Here is a 17,089-nt window from a genome sequence, read left to right as displayed (position 1 = left end):
GCCGAGACCAATGAAGGCTGCTCGCCCTCGCAGCATTGCGGCAATCTCCCCGAACACGATCCCATAGGCGATGGCCAGGATCAAATGCACGATCACGCCAGCGATGCTGGCCGTCAGGAGCGGGTAGGCGGGATCGAGAGCTTCCGGTCCAAGCGCGATGGCGCCGATCATGCGCAGGGGCATGAAGAACGCTTCCGCCCCCATCATGAACGCACTCGCCGTCATTTCAAACGCCGCAAAGACGAGGCCTGCGACAATGCCCGCAACGGCCCCCTGCTGGAGACCCCATCGGATGTCGCGCGGCGTCACGGGCGTGTGGATGTAATCACGGAAAGCCATAACACTGCTCCCTGTTCTGGACGCAGACTCATCCGCAAAATCAATGCCGGGCACGCGTCGGCGGTTCCGGGCGTCCGGTACAATTCACGGGGATTTGATCGAAGTTGGTGTTTCTCAAGCCTAGCGGGCGCTACATGCAGAGCGTGCGGAGCCAAACGGTATGCCTGCTGAATCGCCCGACCACAGCCTGGTCCGCCTGCGCGTACGGCCGGAAACGATCAATGTGAGCAAAGGCCGAACGGTGCTGGCGACCGGACGCGACGGTTTTTTCGACAACGGTTCCGATCAAGGCCTGTTTGTCCACCAGACGCGGCTCCTTTCTCGCTACCGTTATCTGATCAACGGCCGTCCGCCGTACCCTGTCTCGGTTTCCAACGTGGCTCAGCACTCCTGGCTTGGCTACTACATCGCTCCGGTTCCGAAGGCCGCCAAGCGGCGCCCGACCATTTCCGAGACTGCGCAGGAGTCGATCGAGCTGCGCCTGTCGCGCTATGTCGGCGAGGGCCTGCACGAGGATGTCGATCTGGTGAATTTCACGCAGGAAAAAGTCCAGTTGGTGCTCGAGCTTGATCTGGACGCCGATTTCGCCGACCAGGACGAAACGCATGGTAACCGCAGACAGAGCGGCCGGCAGACCTGCAAGTGGATGGAAGGTGAAGAGCTTTCCGAGCTGACCTTCGAATATCACGCGCACCATGGCTATGATCATCAAAATGAGAAGGGGACTGCGTCAATCCGGCGAGGTGTCAGGCTCCGCTTCTCGAACGCCACCATGCCGCCCCGATACAGGAACGGGCGCATCGCCTTCGATGTCGGCCTTGCTCCTCATGAGCGCTGGCATTGCTGCATCGACATCATTCCGGTGATGGAAGGTCGGGATCTCCTTTCGAGCTATCGGTGCCGGTCCTTTTCGCCGCAGGCCAATGACTATGATCGCCGCACGCAACGTTTTCTGAGCGATGCGCCGCGTTTTTCCAGCCCCGAAAGCACGACACTGGCGAACGTGGTGATCGGAGCGCTCGAGCAGGCCAAGCGGGATTTGGACGCTTTGCGCCTGTACGATCTCGATTGCGCGGAGCGAGCATGGACGACGGCAGCCGGGCTGCCGGTCTATATCGCGCTGTTCGGCCGCGATACGCTCACAGTTGCCTGGGAGGCTGCGCCGGTTACGACCGATATCATGCGCGGAACCTTGCCCGTGCTCGCCGGATTGCAGGGAAAAGAGAGCAACGACTGGCGCGACGAACAGCCGGGCCGCATGCTGCATGAAGCCCATACCGGCCCGCTCGCCAGTCTCAACTACACGCCCAAAGCACGGTACTACGGATCGATCACGACCTCCGGCTTCTATCCTTTCGTGGCGGCGCAGCTATGGCACTGGACAGGCGACAAGAATCTCGTACGTCCATACGTCGACCCTGCGATTGCGGCTCTCAAATGGCTCGATGCGTTCTGCGATCACGACAAGGATGGCTTCTGCGAATACAAAACGCGTTCGGAACTCGGGCTCGAGAACCAAGCCTGGAAGGACTCGAGCGACGCAATCGTCTACGAAGATGGCTCCCAGGTGCCAAAGCCAATCGCGACCTGCGAGGAGCAGGGAATTGTCTACGCCGCCAAAATGAATCTCGCCGAGGTCTTATGGTGGTTCGATCGCGGAGATGAAGCAAAGTACCTGTACCAAAGCGCGAAGGAACTCAAGAAGCGGTTCAGCGAAGCCTTCTGGATGGAGAGCGAGGGTTTCTTCGCGATGGCGCTCGACCCCGATAGACGCCAGGTCAGCTCGATCGGCTCCAACGCCCTGCACTGCGTCGCAACCGGCATCGCCGACACAGCGCTGGTGCCGCGCACGTTGAAGCGGCTGTTTGCCGAAGACATGTTCACCGGCTGGGGCGTGCGAACCCTTTCGTCACAACATCCGGCCTTCAATCCCTACTCCTATCACCGTGGCACCGTCTGGCCCGTCGAGCACGGTCCGTTTGCCATTGGTGCTTATCGATATGGATGCCATGACTATGTCGAGCGGGTATGCCGTTCGCAGTTCGAAACCGCTGCGCTTTTCGACTTTTTTCGCTTGCCGGAGTGTATTGCCGGGCACCAGCGCGATCAGGATCATCCATTTCCAGCGGTCTATCCGGCCGCCAATTCGCCGCAGGCGTGGTCGACGACCACCGTCTATACGCTCCTTCAGGCGCTGCTGGGCCTGCAGCCCTTCGCGCCACTCCGGATGCTGTTCGTCGATCCTCATCTGCCGGCCTGGCTGCCCGAGATCACGATCTCGGATCTACGTGTCGCAAATGCGATCGTCACCATCCGATTTTTTCGCAAATCGAATGGAAGCAGCGACTACAACGTGCTGGAAAAACGTGGCTGGCTGCACGTGGTTCGCCAACCCAGCCCCTGGTCGCTTACGGCAAGCTATGGCGAGCGCGCCAAAGACATCCTCATGGGTCTGGCACCGGGCCATTGAAATGGCATTACGATCACCGCCCGGCTCGGCAAACCTTTCGGGCTTTATCGATCGAATATGCGCAAGGTCACCCATGAAGCTGCTGCACGGAACTTGAAACCGCGGCCCGGCGTTTTCCAGCAGCAATCGATGGAGACGCTTTCATGGCCGATACGATCATGCTGACCGATCACGAGGCAATTCGCTCATGGGCCGCGTCACGTGCCGGATTTCCGGCAATCGTCGACGTGTCGCCCGAAGCAGGGACCCAAGCCATGCTGAGGCTGGTTTTCGGCCAGCATGCCTATCAGGACCAGGACCAGGCCGAACGCCCGGCCAACGCGGGCGGCTACGAACTGGTTGAGTGGGACGAATGGTTCAAGCTTTTCGACGAACGCCAGCTGGCGCTCGTGGTGGCAAAGGATCAACCCGGCCGCCGTGAGCAATTCCACGAATTCGTCAGGCGCCCCGGCTGAAAGAAAGGGCCCGAATCGCGTTGCGGCTCGGGCCTGGCATGCACTCATATATGGACAGTGTCAGCCCTGAGTTATTTCCACTCGCGGATGTCGACGAAATGGCCGGCGATCGCCGCTGCCGCCGCCATGGCCGGCGACACCAGATGGGTGCGGCCCTTGAAGCCCTGACGGCCCTCGAAATTGCGGTTCGAGGTCGAGGCGCAGCGCTCATGCGGCTTCAGCCGATCGTCATTCATGGCAAGGCACATCGAGCAGCCCGGCTCACGCCAGTCGAAGCCGGCGGCGACAAAGATCTTGTCGAGACCCTCGGCCTCCGCCTGCTCCTTGACCAGACCGGAGCCCGGCACGATCATCGCATTGACCCGCGGATTGACCGTCTTGCCCTCGATCACCTTGGCGGCGGCGCGCAGATCCTCGATGCGGCCGTTGGTGCAGGAGCCGATGAAGACGCGGTCGAGCGCGATATCGGTGATCCTGGTGCCCGGCGTCAGGCCCATATAGTCGAGCGCGCGCTGCTTGGAGGTGCGCTTGTTCTCATCAGTGATATCGTCGGGGTTCGGCACGATGCCCTGGACCGAGACGACATCCTCGGGCGAGGAGCCCCAGGACACGATCGGCGGCAATTTCGCCGCGTCGAGTACGACCACCTTGTCGAAATGCGCGCCTTCGTCGGACTGCAGCGTCTTCCAATAGGCGAGCGCGGCATCCCACGCCTCGCCCTTGGGAGCGCGCGGCTTGTCCTTGACATAGGCGAAGGTCGTCTCGTCAGGCGCGATCAGACCGGCCCGGGCGCCGCCCTCGATCGACATATTGCAGATGGTCATGCGGCCTTCCATGGACAGCGCGCGAATCGCCTCGCCGGCATATTCGATGACATAGCCGGTGCCGCCGGCAGTGCCGATCTCGCCGATGATCGCCAAAATGATGTCCTTGGCGGTGACGCCCTCCGGCAGTACGCCGTCGACGCGCACCAGCATGTTCTTGGCCTTGCGCTGGATCAGCGTCTGCGTGGCCAGCACATGCTCGACTTCCGAGGTGCCGATGCCGTGCGCCAATGCGCCGAAAGCGCCATGCGTCGAGGTGTGGCTATCGCCACAGACGATGGTCATGCCGGGCAGCGTGAAGCCCTGCTCGGGACCGATGATATGGACGATGCCCTGGCGGATATCCTTCTCGGAATAATATTCGACGCCAAAATCCTTGGCGTTCTTGGCCAGCGCCTCGACCTGGATGCGGCTTTCCTCATTCTTGATGCCGAACTTGCGCTCCGGCGAAGTCGACACATTGTGATCGACCACGGCCAGCGTCTTTTCCGGATGCCGGACCTTTCTGCCGGTCATGCGCAGGCCTTCGAAGGCTTGCGGGCTGGTCACTTCATGGACGAGATGACGGTCGATGTAGAGCAGGCAGGTGCCGTCGTCCTGGCGATCGACGACATGGTCGTCGAATATCTTGTCGTAGAGGGTGCGCGGTGCGCTCATGTGCGTAAATCCGTCGATATGAAAATGGGAAGGACAAGCGCCGGCTAGCCGGCGAACACGGCCTAGCGAAGTCGGCTGGTCAGAGCGCCGGAAACGCGCGCCGAGAATCGCGACGGCAGGCGTTTTCTGTCCTGCAGCACGAAGCCCTTGTAGGCCGGATCGCCAAAAAGCTGTTCCATGACGTGGCTCATACCAATGTTTTGGGTTTTCGGCAATCGCGGCTGCCCTCGCAGAACCTGGGTTCCTCGCAAACCGGTGCTCAAACCACCTCGAACACGAAGGTCTTCACCAGCGCCTCGGGCTCGGCAATCGCATAGCAGCGGAACCACGGGCTTTCCTCGACCGGCCGCCATTTTTCGTCGTGCTCCAGTTCGGCAAAGACATCACGAAAACCGCCGCTCTCGAACACCTGGTCGCGAACGGTGAAGATGGCGTGGCCACCCTTTTTCGTGATGCGCACCAGTTCATACAGGCCGGACGCCGGCGCGTGGCTGATGGTGAACACGCCGGTCGAGAAGAAGGCGCGGAAATACCTGTCCGGCCAAGGCAGCGGACCGCCAAGCATCGCCTGCTTCAGCTCGCTGTAGGCCTGGCGGCCGCCGGCGATTTTCAGCATGTCCTCCGACAGGTCGAGCCCGGCGATGTCCCGATAGCCGAGCGCCTTGAGCGACGGTCCCGACAGACCGGTGCCGCAGCCGGCGTCGAGCAGCGGCCCCTCGCCTGATGGCACATGGCGCGCCACCCAGGCGGCGATCAGGAACGGCAGGAGATAGCCGAGCGAGGCGGTTTCGCTGTCATAGGTCGCAGCCCATGCGGCATAGGCCCCGGCAAGTGCTTCTGGCGTATCGGCCGTATAGACGGAATCCAGTGCCGCGTTGGCTTTGTCGACGTTCATGGATCAATTCCTCTGGAACCGCACAGGTCAATCGTAGCGCCTTCGCCTGCCGGCTATTCCTCATGCTGGCGGCGCAGCCGCTTCTCCAGCGCCCGCAAGGCCAGCGACAGGCCGACCGTCAGGATAAGATAGATATAGGCGACGATCGAATAGGTTTCGAAGAAGCGGAACGAGCCGGCGGCGTAGATCTTGCCCATCTGGGTGATGTCGGCGACGCCGAGCACCGAGACCAGCGAGGAATCCTTGACCATGGCGACGAAATCATTGCCGAGCGGCGGCAGGATGGTTCGGATCGCCTGCGGAAAGACGATCAGCCGGAAACGCTGCGTGCGGGTCAGCCCGAGCGCCTTCGCGGCCTCGATCTGCCCCTTCTCGACTGCCTGGATGCCGGCGCGGAAGACCTCCGAGATGAACGCGGAGTAGCCGATGGTCAGCGCCATGATGGCGCGCCACAGCAACGACACGTCGCGCACCAGCAGTTCTCCGAAGAGACCCGCATTTTGCAATGGCGCGGTCAGCGCGTTCCACGCCGCGACGAAGGCTGGCGCCCCGGCGAAGGCGATCCAGAACAACAGCACCAGCATCGGCACGCCGCGGATGATCTCGACATAGAAGCGAGCGATCTGGCGCAGCCAGCGCGATCCCGACAGCCCCATCAGCGCAATGCCGAGCCCGATTGCCGAGGCCAGCGCGAAGGCGACCATCGTGACGAACACGGTGATACCGATGCCCTTGGCGACGGTCGCGAAGACCTGGGCATAGAGCTCGCTTGCGGCGATGAAGATAGCGGCTGCCACGGCGAGCGCCGCCGCCACGGCAAGCCACCACGGGAAGTCTGATTTGGCGGAGGCTGGAGGTGCCGGCGGCATCAAGCGATACCAGTGACGGAGCCACGAAGGCTGCGTTCTGTCCCACCCCCCTTTGTCCTGCCGGACTGTCCGGCAGGACAGAGGGGGGTGTGAAGAAATGAAATCCGTGGGAATTTCAGAACACGATCGTCGCTCAACGCACCTAGCAAGAGAGATTACTGCCCCATCTTGTAGTCGAGGAACCATTTCTTGTTGAGCGCGTCGAGCGTGCCGTCGGCCTTCAGTGCCGCGATCGCCGCATTGACCGGTTTCACCAGATCCGAGCCCTTGGGGAAGATGAAGCCAAAATCCTCGGTGCCGAGCGGTCCGCCGATCAGCTTCAGCCCGCCATTGGACGCCTCGACATAGCCCTTGCCGGCAGTGCCGTCGGTCAGCACGACATCGACGTCGCCGGTCTTCAGCGCCTGCACCGTCGCGCCGAACGTTTCGAACAGTTTGATGCGCGGGTTCTGCTCATTGCCGTCGAGCACGCTATAGACGGCGGTGTAGAACGGCGTCGTGCCGGCCTGTGCGCCGATCAGCCCATCCTTGAAGGCGCCGAACGTCTTGGCGTCGGTGAAGCGCTTCTCATCGCCACGCACCAGCATGAACTGTTCCGAGCGCATGTAGGGGTCGGAGAAATCGACCTTCTGCTTGCGGTCGTCCTTGATGGTGATGCCGGTCATCCCGATGTTGTACTGATTGTCGGAAACCGCCTGGATCATCGCATCCCAAGAGGTATTCTGGTATTCGACCTGGAAATTCAGCCGCTTGGCAATCTCGTTCATCGCGTCATATTCCCAGCCGATCTGCTTGCCGGTCTTGGCATCGATGAACTGCAGCGGCGGATAGGCGTTTTCCGTCACAACCACCACCTTCTTGCCACCGAGATCGGGCAGCGCCTGCGCCAGGGCGGCGACGGGCGCAAGAATCAGAGCCAACAGACCGGCTAACAGCAGTTTCGATTTGGTCATGGTACACCCCGAGAATTTGAACGGCCTCGACATTGTCGAGGCTTGCAGGAAATCCGGCGCCGACTTTAGCTTTCCGCAGGCGCCTTGCAAGCCGGTCCGATGCGCCGTTTCATCCGAAAATGGATTCCGATGCTTTCAACGCCGAGATTACGAAACGATCCGTTTTCGATTGCGCACCGATGCGGCCCGGCAAGATCGAATTCATCCCGCGAAACAAAAAGGCGGCCGAAGCCGCCTTTCCGAAATCATCGGTTTTGAAGACGCCTTATTCGGCGGCGGCTGCTTCCTCAGCCTTGGCGGCCTCGTCGGCGGCCTTCTTCTCGGCGGCGTCCTGCGCCGCCTTCTCGGCGGCCAGCGCCTGGGCGGCGGCCACCTTCTCGGCCTCGATACGGGCCTTCTCGGCGTTCAGCGCATCGCGCTCCTCGTCGTTCAGCTTGCGGGCGCGCACGCCGGTGTTTTCGGAAATGCGGGCCGACTTGCCGCGGCGATCGCGCAGGTAGTAGAGCTTGGCGCGGCGCACCTTGCCGCGGCGCACGATCTCGACGCCTTCGACCATCGGCGAAAAGACCGGGAACACGCGCTCCACGCCTTCGCCGTAGGAAATCTTGCGAACGGTGAAATTCTCCTGGAAACCGGCGCCGGCGCGGGCGATGACAACGCCCTCATAAGCCTGGACGCGGGTGCGGGTGCCTTCGGTCACGCGGACCTGGACACGCACGGTATCGCCGGGCTGGAATTCGGGAAGCTTGCGCTTGGCTTCGATCTTGGCGGCCTGTTCGGCCTCGAGCTGACGGAGGATATCCATCTCTACAAATCCACTTCTTGTTCTTCCGACAGTCAGAGCGTCCGGCACTCGCCTTGCAGTTCCATCGACCGCTCGGCTATGCCCTTTGTCGCGAGACATCGGGCAGGGGCGACTACACCGTCATTGTTGACGGGTCCGGCAGATTGTTCTTCCGGTTCGGCGCGCACATACAGCTATTTCGGCGCTTTGTCACGCCTTCGCCGTGTCTTTTTTGGTCGTCGGCCGACATTGCAATCTTTCAGCGGAAGGGGTTGCGTCGAAGTCCCAAGCTTTCTAAGCCGGGTAAAATGTGACTTTCCTCCGGCGGCAACACCCTCCATGCCAGTTCTCGATGCGGTCCTGCTCTTTTTTGCGGGCTTTCTCTCAGGTGCCGTCAACGCCATAGCCGGCGGCGGCACGTTCATCACCTTCGGCGCCATGACGCTGGTCGGCTTGCCGCCGATCGTCGCCAACGCCACCTCGTCGGTGACACAGTTTCCCGGCTACATCACCTCGACACTCGCCTATTGGGCCGACATCAAGCATTTCTGGCGCACAGCGTTGCTGCTCGGCGTCATATCGGCTTTCGGCGCCTTGGCCGGTGCGCTCATCCTTCTGGCGCTCGACAATCCGTCGTTCCGCGTCCTGGTGCCATGGCTGCTGCTGGCGGCAACCGCGCTGTTCGCCGCCGGGCCGTGGCTGAAGCCGGCACCCAAGCCGGGACATGAGGCCGCGGTGGGTTCGCTGGTCGGTTCCCTGGCGCAATTCGCGACCGCAGTCTATGGCGGATTCTTCGGCGCTGGCATGGGCGTCATGATGCTGGCGACGCTCGGCCTCACCCAGCCCGGCGACTATCACCGCCTGAACGCGCTGAAGAACATGCTGGCCGTGGTCATCGCGGCGATAGCCATCCTGGTCTTCGTCTCCGGCGGCGTGATCGCCTGGCCGCAGGCGATCATCATGATACCCGGCGGCGCGCTGGGCGGCTATGCCGGCGTCTGGATCGCCAAGCGCGTGCCGCAAAATGCCGTGCGCGGCTTCGTAGTCGGGGTCGGCGTGTTTCTGGCTTTTTACTACTTCGCCAATGGGTGAGCGGCCAGCAGGTCCGGCCGCCTTTCCCTGGTCAGCCTTTCCGACTCGGCACGCCGCCACGCCGCGATCTTCTTGTGATTGCCCGAGGTGAGCACTTCGGGGATCTGCCGGCCCTCGAATTCCTGCGGCCGCGTGTAGTGCGGGTGTTCGAGCAGGCCGCTTTCAAAGCTCTCTTCATCGCCTGACACCGCATTGCCCATCACGCCGGGCAACAGCCGCACCACGGCGTCGAGCAGCACAAGGGCTGCCGGCTCGCCGCCGGAGAGGATGAAGTCGCCGACCGAGACCTCTTCCAGCCCACGCGCGTCAATCACCCGCTGGTCAACGCCTTCGAAGCGTCCGCAGACGATGACGACACCCGGCCCGGCGGCCAGTTCACGCACGCGGGCCTGCGTCAGCGGCTTGCCACGCGGGCTCATCAGCAGGCGCGGGCGCGGATCACCCTCCGGCGAGGCGTGGTCGATGGCGCTGGCCAGCACATCGGCGCGCATCACCATGCCGGCGCCGCCGCCGGCCGGCGTATCGTCGACGGTGCGATGGCGGTCGCTGGCGAAATCGCGGATCTGGATCGCTTCCAGCGACCATGTGCCTGATACCAGCGCCCGGCCGGCCAGCGACAGGCCGAGCGCGCCGGGAAACATCTCGGGATAGAGCGTCAGCACCGAGGCGGAAAAACTCACCGGTTTCCCCCGGCGTCCTTGGGCCCGCGCGGCCTGCCCTTCGGGTCGAAACCGTCGCTGCCGGGTTCGTCGCCCTCTTCGTCATCGGTCAAGCCCGCCGCCGCCGGATCGATACGGACGAAGCCGTCTTTGATCGACACCTCAGGCACGGCGGCCTGCGTGAACGGGATCAGCACGCCTTTGCGCCCCGCCAGCGTCACGTCGAGAATGTCGCCGCCGCCGAAATTATGCACGGCGACGACCTTGCCGATGTCAGCACCGGTATCGTCCCGGACCGCCAGCCCAACGAGATCGGCGTGATAGAATTCGTCCTCTTCGCCATCGTCAGGCAGCATCGAGCGGTCGACGAACAATTCCGTGCCGGCGAGCGCCTCGGCGGCATTGCGGTCGCTGATGCCCTTGAAACGCACCACCACGACGTTGCTGGCCGGCCTGATGTCGACGATCTGGAAGGCGCGGCCGTCCCTGGCATAGAGCGGCCCGTAGTCGGCCAGCGCCAGCGGATCGCCGGTGAAGGTCTTCACGCGCAATTCGCCCTTGATGCCGTGGGCGGCGCCGATCACGGCCATCTGGACGGGGTTTTGCGGTTTGGTCATCGGTGGAAAAATCCTTTGCCTTGCTCTAGCTCCACCCTCTTGTCATTTCAATGACGCGGCTCTTCACGGCTTCCTAACCCGGCTGCCGGAAGATGGCCAGAATGGAAGAACGGCATATCGGAAGAGCGCAATGCAGGAATTCCTCATCCCGGCCAAACCAGACCTTCAGGCGGCCCGCGAAAGCTGGCTGAAGATGCTGGCGCGCGAGCGCCGGCTGTCGCCGGAAACCGTGGAAGCCTATGAGCGCGACACGCGCCAGTTCCTGCACTTCCTGACCGGCCATTGCGGCGGTTCGCCCGGCATTTCGGACATCGCCGATCTGCGCCCGGCCGATCTGCGCGGCTTTCTCGCCGCACGCCGCGCCGGAGGCGCCGGCGCCCGCACGCTCGGACGCGGGCTCGCCGGCATCCGCTCGCTGCTGCGCTTTCTGGAGCGGCGCGGCCTCGTCAATGCGGCCGGTGCTGCGGCACTGCGCGCGCCACGGCAGCCGAAGTCGCTGCCCAAGCCGCTGACGGCAAGCGATGCGAAACACGTCGTTTCGGTGGAGGGCCAGCTGGCGGAGGAACCGTGGATCGCTGCCCGCAATGGCGCCGTGCTGACGCTGCTCTACGGCTCGGGCCTGCGCATTTCCGAGGCGCTCGGCCTGTCCGGCGCCGATCTGTCGTCGCCTGATGAAACGGTGCTGCGCGTCACCGGCAAGGGCGGCAAGACGCGGCTGGTGCCGGTGCTGCCGGTGGCGCTGCGGGCGATCGCCGAATACCGCCGGCTTTGCCCCTATCATCTCGACCCGAAGGGCCTGCTGTTTCGCGGCGCGCGCGGTGGCCCGCTCAACCCGGCCATCGTCCAGCGCGACATGGCCAGGCTGCGCTCGGCGCTCAATCTGCCCGACACCGCCACGCCGCACGCCTTGCGCCATTCCTTCGCCACACATCTGCTTGGACGCGGCGGCGACCTGCGCACCATCCAGGAACTTTTGGGCCACGCCAGCTTGTCGACGACACAAATCTACACCGGCGTCGACACCGCGAGGCTGCTCGAAATCTATGAAGCGGCCCATCCGCGGGCGTAACCGACGCATGATTTCGCAAAGTGCAGCAAAATATGAGCCGTGGAGCCATGTCCAAGACAATTTCGCTGCGCCGGTTAACCGTTTCGCCGTTCTTTGTCTCTAAAAAGCGGACCATGAGACGCGTCATTGCCATCGCCGACCGCACGGCCCTTGCCTCGTTGAGGCTGCTAGTGGCGCTCAACATCCTGTTTTTTCTCTCTTTCCTCATTATCGCGCTGCTCGCCGCCGGCAAGGCGCGCGCCGAAACCCCGGCCTGCGCCGGCGCCGACATGCTGTCGGCCTTGCAGAAGGACGACCCGGCCACCTACCGCAAGATCGAGACCGAAGCGGCCGCGACACCGAACGGCAAGGGCCTGTTGTGGAAACTTGAAAAGGCGGGCGAAAGACCGTCCTTCCTGTTCGGCACCATGCATATGTCCGACCCGCGCGTGACCACTCTGCCGCCCGCCGCGCAAAAGGCCTTCGACGCCGCCGACACTATCGTCATCGAGACCACGGAGGTGCTCGATCAGCAGAAGATGATGGCGGCGTTCCTGAAAGAGCCGGAACTGATGATGTTCACCGACAGCACCACGCTGTCCTCGCTGCTGTCGCCGGACGATGCGGCGGCGGTGAACAAGGCGCTCGACTCGCGCGGCATCCCGCCGGCGAGTGTCGCCAAGATGAAACCGTGGATGCTGTCGACCATGGTCGCGCTCCCGGCCTGTGAACTGGCCCGCCAGGCCGGCGGCACGCCGGTGCTCGACATCAAGCTTGCGCAGGACGCCAAAGCCTCAGGCAAGGCCGTCGATGGGTTGGAGACCATCGCCGACCAGCTTCGCGCCATGGCCTCGCTGCCGCTCGCTTTTCACATGAAGGGCCTCGTCGACACACTGAAGCTCGGCAACAGGGTGAACGACGTCAACGAAACCATGATCGTGCTTTACCAGCGCGGCGACATCGGCATGCTCTGGCCGCTGTTTCGTGCCGTCCTTCCCGGCGACGAAGACGATTCGGCGGGCTATGCCGCCTTCGAGGAAACCATGATCACCAGCCGCAACAAGGTGATGATCGACCATGCCGGGCCGATCCTCGCCAAGGGCAACGCGTTCATGGCGGTCGGCGCCCTGCACCTCCCGGGCGCGGAAGGTCTGGTCGAGGATTTCCGCAAGGCAGGCTACACCGTCACTGCCGTCGACTGAGTTGCACGGTTGAGTTGCGAATCCGGCAAGACGTGATTCGGAGCGATGCCTTTCCCGAATCACCGAAAGCTTGTCTCAGTATAGGAAGGTCGACAGGTTTATTTTGGCTCGATTACTGCGAATTTTGCGAGTAAAGTGCGTGTGGACAAACGATTCCCGGCGAAGATTGCCCTGTTTTCGGCGTTTTCGACCCTAGCGTGAAACCTGTTCGGCGGTTGCGCGTTGATGTGCGTTGATTGATACCTTTTATCCCACGGAGGACACTTTTATGGCGAATCCAAACGACCCGTACACCACTCCGACACCCCCTCCCAGGTCTGGTGGCGGCACCACCGGCTGGCTGATTGCCCTGGTTGTCGTTATTCTGGCTATTGTCGCTTACTATGTTTTTGGAAGAAGCGAAGCGCCAGCGCCTGCTGAACCGCCGGCCGCCACGACGCCGGCCCCTGCGCCAGCGCCCGCGGAACCGACGCCTGCTCCGGCAGAGCCTGCGCCAGCCCCGGCACCCGCAGAGCCTGCGCCAGCCCCGGCACCAGAGCCTGCCCCAGCACCTGCTCCGGCGCCTGCAGAGCCGGCGCCTGCTCCAGCGCCCGCACCAGCCCCGCAGTGATCGGCTGCTGACTCCAAATACGAACGGCCCGCTGAAAAGCGGGCCGTTTTGCTTTGAGCCGCCGGATGGCTGCCGGAGTAGCTTGGGAGGGCCTACATGTGGATCGGCTTGAAGAAGGTCGCCAGTGCCGCTTCCTTCACCGCTTCCGACATCGTCGGATGGGCGTGGCAGGTGCGGGCAAGATCTTCCGACGAGCCGCCGAACTCCATCAGCACCGCCGCCTCGTGGATCATCTCGCCGGCGCCGAAACCGACGATGTGGACGCCGAGCACCCGGTCGCTCTGCTTGTCGGCCAGGATCTTCACGAAGCCGTCGGTGTGCAGCATGGCCCGCGCCCGGCCATTGGCGCTGAACGGAAACTTGCCGGCCTTGTAGTCGATGCCGGCCTTCTTCAGCTCTTCCTCGGTCCTGCCGACCGAGGCGATTTCCGGACTGGTGTAGACGACGTTCGGGATCACCTCGTAGTTCACATGGCCGGCTTGGCCGGCAATGGTCTCGGCCACGGCCACGCCCTCGTCCTCGGCCTTGTGGGCGAGCATCGGCCCGGCGATGACGTCGCCGATGGCGTAGATGCCGGGCACATTGGTCTTGCGATGGCCGTCCGTCCTGACCCGGCCGCCCTCGTCGACCTCGACGCCGGCCTCCTTCAACCCGAGACTGTCCGAATAGGCCCGGCGTCCCGTCGCGATCAGCACCGCATCCGCCTCGATGGTCTCGGCAGCACCGCCCTTGACCGGCTCGAAAGTGACTGTGGCACCCTTCTTGGCCTTGGCGACGCCAGTCACCTTGGCGCCCAGCCTGAACTCGAAGCCTTGCTTGGACAGCATGCGCTGGAACTGCTTGGCGACCTCGCCGTCCATGCCGCCCAGGATGGTGTCGAGGAATTCGACGACGGTCACCTTGGCGCCGAGCCGCGCCCAGACCGAGCCGAGCTCCAGCCCGATGACGCCGCCGCCGACCACCACCAGATGGCCCGGCACCTTGTCTAGCGACAGCGCGCCGGTCGAGGAAATGATCACCTTCTCGTCGATATCGACCTTGACGCCCGGAATGCCTGCGACATCCGAGCCGGTGGCGATGACGATGTTCTTGGTCTCGATCTCCTCGACCTTGCCGTCCTCGCCGGTCACCGACACCTTGCCGGCGGACAAGACTTTGCCGATGCCGCGAAAGCTGTCGATCTTGTTCTTCTTGAACAGGAAGGCGACGCCGTTGACGTTGGACGCCACCGTCGCGTCCTTGTGCGCCATCATCTTTGTCAGATTGAGCTTCGGCGCGCCGATTTCGACGCCGAGTGTATCGAAGGAGTGGCCGGCCTCGGCGAATATCTCGGAGGCATGCAGCAGCGCCTTGGACGGGATGCAGCCGATGTTGAGGCAGGTGCCGCCGAAGGTCGCGTTCTTCTCGACCACCGCCGTCTTCAGGCCGAGCTGTGCCGCCTTGATGGCACAGACATAGCCGCCCGGTCCCGATCCGATGATAACGACGTCATAAGCCATGATACTGTCCTTCTGGTCTGGCGCTCAGCCTTCGCTGGCATTTAACGGCCGCCGCCCACTTCCAAATTCGCGCCTGTCGTAAAGGACGCCCCGTCCGACAGGAGCCAGAGAATTGCCGCGGCGACTTCTTCGGCGGTCCCCGCCCTTTGCATGGGCACGAGGCGACGCATCCTCTCGACGCGATCCGGCTGTCCGCCGGAAGCGTGAATTTCGGTGTCGATGATGCCTGGACTGACCGCGTTGACGCGAATGCCTTCGCCGGCCACTTCGCGCGCCAGGCCAACAGTGAAGGAATCGATCGCGCCCTTCGAGGCGGCGTAGTCGACATACTCGCCCGATCCGCCAATTCTCGCTGCAATCGAGGAGACATTCACGATGGCGCCGCCCTTACCGCCATGGCTGGTCGACATTCGCTTCACCGCTTCGCGGGCACAGAGCATGGACCCAATGACGTTGATGCGCATCATGCGCTCCAGCCTTGCCCCGCTCATTTCGTCGACGCGCGCCTTGACGTCGACCACACCAGCATTGTTGACGAGCGCATCGAGCGGACCGAAGGCACGATCGATGCGCTCGAACATCGTCTGAATATCGGCCTCGCTGCCGACGTCGCCCTTGATGGCCAGCGCTTCGCCGCCATCCTGCCTGATCGCCTCGACAAGCGCCGCGGCAGCAGCCTCATTCGTCGCGTAGTTGATCGCGACGCGGTAGCCGGCCTTGGCGGCAAGCCTGGACATGGCGGCGCCGATGCCGCGGCCGCCGCCGGTCACCAGCAGCAGTTTTTTCGCCGCGCTCATTCCTGACAGCCCGTCAACGAAAAAACATCCCACGGCACTTTAGAAAACCCGTTGGCGCCATAGGCCGCCGACATCTGCAGCGACGGCCCGAGGTCGGGAAAGATCAGGGTCTTCGGCGCGTCCGCGCCTTCGGCCGGCAGTAGGGCTATGTTGCCGTTGTCGTCAGCACTGTAGACGACCCCCTCCCACAATGTGCAGGCGGCGAGTTCGTCGCCGGTGACGTCGCCTGTCGGGCATTTGTACATCAGCGAACCACGCGGCCGCGCCACGCCTTCCGTCCACATGACGATGCCGTCGAGCACGACGCCGTTGTCGAGCACCATCTTGAACGTGTTGGTGACAACGGCCGATCCCCCGGTCGGCCTGAAATCGATTTCGCCGGCGTTTTCGGCATCGCCATAGACGGCGAGTTCAAGCGGACAGGCGGCAAAGGCTGCCGATCCCGTCTGTGCAACACCAGCCGTACACAGCGTGAAAAGCAATCCGGAGCGCAAACGAGAGGAACTCATCCGGTTGCGCAGATCCATTCTCCGGCTCACCTCGACCTACCTTAGAGGTCGAGCACCAGCCGCTCGGGATCCTCCAGGCTTTCCTTGACGCGGACCAGGAAGGTCACCGCTTCCTTGCCATCGACGATGCGGTGATCGTAGGAGAGCGCCAGATACATCATCGGCCGGATCACGATCTGGCCGCCGACCACCACCGGTCGCTCCTGGATCTTGTGCATGCCCAGAATGCCCGACTGCGGCGCGTTGAGGATCGGCGTCGACATCAGCGACCCGTAAACGCCGCCGTTAGAAATCGTAAACGTGCCTCCCTGCATATCTGCCACGGAAAGCTTGCCGTCACGCGCGGCGATGCCCAGCCGGCCGATATCCTTCTCGATCTCGGCTATTCCCATCTGGTCGGCATTGCGCACCACCGGCACGACGAGGCCTTTTTCGGTGCCGACGGCGACGCCGATATGGGCGTAATTCTTGAAGATGATGTCGGTGCCGTCGATTTCGGCATTGACGGAGGGGATTTCCTTCAGCGCATGGGTGACGGCCTTGGTGAAGAAGCCCATGAAGCCCAGCTTCACGCCGTGCTTCTTCTCGAACACATCCTTGTATTTGGTCCTGAGCGCCATCACCGCGCTCATGTCCACCTCGTTGAAGGTGGTCAGCATGGCGGCGGTCGACTGCGCTTCCTTGAGGCGGCGCGCGATGGTCTGCCGCAGCTTGGTCATGCGCACGCGCTCTTCGCGCGACGCGTCGTCGGCCGAGGACGGCGCACGGGCAGCAACCGGTGCAGGGGCCTTCGGCGTCTCGGCCGACGAC

17 protein-coding genes and 1 pseudogene are annotated in these 17,089 nt (G+C 63.1%); 5 read left to right on the top strand and 13 right to left on the bottom strand.

Going from position 1 to position 17,089, the window contains the following annotated elements:
- A pseudogene (locus tag EOA78_RS30255) lies at positions 1 to 339 on the bottom strand (hypothetical protein); the annotation flags it as partial.
- A gap of 160 nt (positions 340 to 499) precedes the next feature.
- Between EOA78_RS30255 and EOA78_RS30250 the strand changes: the two are divergent.
- The gene (locus EOA78_RS30250) at positions 500 to 2,809 is read left to right on the top strand and encodes a glycogen debranching N-terminal domain-containing protein (protein WP_127318827.1); all 2,310 of its coding nucleotides are present in this window, start codon (positions 500 to 502) and stop codon (positions 2,807 to 2,809) included.
- A 143-nt stretch (positions 2,810 to 2,952) separates the two neighbouring features.
- Positions 2,953 to 3,264 carry a hypothetical protein gene (locus EOA78_RS30245; RefSeq protein WP_127318825.1) on the top strand — a complete coding sequence of 104 codons (312 nt, stop codon included), beginning with the start codon at positions 2,953 to 2,955 and terminating at the stop codon, positions 3,262 to 3,264.
- A gap of 71 nt (positions 3,265 to 3,335) precedes the next feature.
- On the opposite strand, the gene leuC is transcribed toward EOA78_RS30245, so the two are convergent.
- From leuC to rplS, 5 genes are all read right to left on the bottom strand, one after another.
- Positions 3,336 to 4,745 (bottom strand): 3-isopropylmalate dehydratase large subunit, encoded by a 1,410-nt coding sequence (gene leuC, locus EOA78_RS30240; RefSeq protein ID WP_029349344.1) that lies wholly within the window; start codon positions 4,743 to 4,745, stop codon positions 3,336 to 3,338.
- Between the two features lie 259 nt (positions 4,746 to 5,004).
- Positions 5,005 to 5,640: a class I SAM-dependent methyltransferase gene (locus tag EOA78_RS30230; protein ID WP_127318823.1), complete on the bottom strand. Its 636-nt coding sequence runs from the start codon at positions 5,638 to 5,640 to the stop codon at positions 5,005 to 5,007.
- Between the two features lie 53 nt (positions 5,641 to 5,693).
- Entirely contained in the window at positions 5,694 to 6,509 is an 816-nt protein-coding gene (locus tag EOA78_RS30225; protein ID WP_127318821.1) for an amino acid ABC transporter permease, read from the bottom strand.
- 155 nt (positions 6,510 to 6,664) lie between these two features.
- A complete protein-coding gene (locus tag EOA78_RS30220) occupies positions 6,665 to 7,462 on the bottom strand; it encodes a transporter substrate-binding domain-containing protein (protein WP_029349350.1) in 798 nt (265 codons plus the stop codon).
- A 265-nt stretch (positions 7,463 to 7,727) separates the two neighbouring features.
- The gene (rplS, locus tag EOA78_RS30215; RefSeq protein WP_127318819.1) at positions 7,728 to 8,267 is read right to left on the bottom strand and encodes a 50S ribosomal protein L19; all 540 of its coding nucleotides are present in this window, start codon (positions 8,265 to 8,267) and stop codon (positions 7,728 to 7,730) included.
- Positions 8,268 to 8,585: 318 nt separating this feature from the next.
- Here rplS and EOA78_RS30205 point away from each other — a divergent pair, with 318 nt between their 5' ends.
- Positions 8,586 to 9,338 carry a sulfite exporter TauE/SafE family protein gene (locus EOA78_RS30205; RefSeq protein ID WP_127318815.1) on the top strand — a complete coding sequence of 251 codons (753 nt, stop codon included), beginning with the start codon at positions 8,586 to 8,588 and terminating at the stop codon, positions 9,336 to 9,338.
- Here EOA78_RS30205 and trmD read toward each other — a convergent pair.
- Entirely contained in the window at positions 9,320 to 10,018 is a 699-nt protein-coding gene (gene trmD / locus EOA78_RS30200) for a tRNA (guanosine(37)-N1)-methyltransferase TrmD (protein ID WP_127318813.1), read from the bottom strand. The two genes, EOA78_RS30205 and trmD, sit on opposite strands and share 19 nt — an antisense overlap.
- Positions 10,015 to 10,614, bottom strand: coding sequence for a ribosome maturation factor RimM (gene rimM, locus EOA78_RS30195; RefSeq protein ID WP_127318811.1), 600 nt, complete (start codon positions 10,612 to 10,614; stop codon positions 10,015 to 10,017). The genes trmD and rimM overlap by 4 nt, the downstream gene beginning before the upstream one ends.
- A 130-nt stretch (positions 10,615 to 10,744) precedes the next feature.
- Between rimM and EOA78_RS30190 the strand changes: the two genes are divergently transcribed.
- Together EOA78_RS30190 and EOA78_RS30185 are read left to right on the top strand one after the other, a co-directional pair.
- Positions 10,745 to 11,683 (top strand): tyrosine recombinase XerC, encoded by a 939-nt coding sequence (locus EOA78_RS30190; RefSeq protein ID WP_127318809.1) that lies wholly within the window; start codon positions 10,745 to 10,747, stop codon positions 11,681 to 11,683.
- A gap of 113 nt (positions 11,684 to 11,796) precedes the next feature.
- Positions 11,797 to 12,864 (top strand): TraB/GumN family protein, encoded by a 1,068-nt coding sequence (locus EOA78_RS30185; RefSeq protein ID WP_127318831.1) that lies wholly within the window; start codon positions 11,797 to 11,799, stop codon positions 12,862 to 12,864.
- A gap of 368 nt (positions 12,865 to 13,232) precedes the next feature.
- Here the strand turns inward: EOA78_RS30185 and EOA78_RS36605 are convergent, their stop codons facing one another.
- The 5 genes from EOA78_RS36605 to odhB form a co-directional block, all read right to left on the bottom strand.
- The gene (locus tag EOA78_RS36605) at positions 13,233 to 13,460 is read right to left on the bottom strand and encodes a hypothetical protein (RefSeq protein WP_206533532.1); all 228 of its coding nucleotides are present in this window, start codon (positions 13,458 to 13,460) and stop codon (positions 13,233 to 13,235) included.
- Between the two features lie 106 nt (positions 13,461 to 13,566).
- Positions 13,567 to 14,973, bottom strand: coding sequence for a dihydrolipoyl dehydrogenase (gene lpdA, locus EOA78_RS30175; RefSeq protein WP_127318805.1), 1,407 nt, complete (start codon positions 14,971 to 14,973; stop codon positions 13,567 to 13,569).
- 41 nt (positions 14,974 to 15,014) lie between these two features.
- Positions 15,015 to 15,770, bottom strand: coding sequence for an SDR family oxidoreductase (locus tag EOA78_RS30170; RefSeq protein WP_127318803.1), 756 nt, complete (start codon positions 15,768 to 15,770; stop codon positions 15,015 to 15,017).
- Entirely contained in the window at positions 15,767 to 16,297 is a 531-nt protein-coding gene (locus EOA78_RS30165) for a hypothetical protein (protein ID WP_245477853.1), read from the bottom strand. The genes EOA78_RS30170 and EOA78_RS30165 overlap by 4 nt, the downstream gene beginning before the upstream one ends.
- A 23-nt stretch (positions 16,298 to 16,320) precedes the next feature.
- On the bottom strand, positions 16,321 to 17,089 hold a 769-nt coding region (gene odhB / locus EOA78_RS30160; protein WP_127318801.1), incomplete at its 5' end, for a 2-oxoglutarate dehydrogenase complex dihydrolipoyllysine-residue succinyltransferase.

This window comes from Mesorhizobium sp. M5C.F.Cr.IN.023.01.1.1, assembly GCF_003997585.1.
GTDB lineage: Bacteria > Pseudomonadota > Alphaproteobacteria > Rhizobiales > Rhizobiaceae > Mesorhizobium > Mesorhizobium wenxiniae.
Note: the sequence above shows the minus strand (reverse complement) of the source record. Positions and strands in the feature narration are given on the sequence as shown.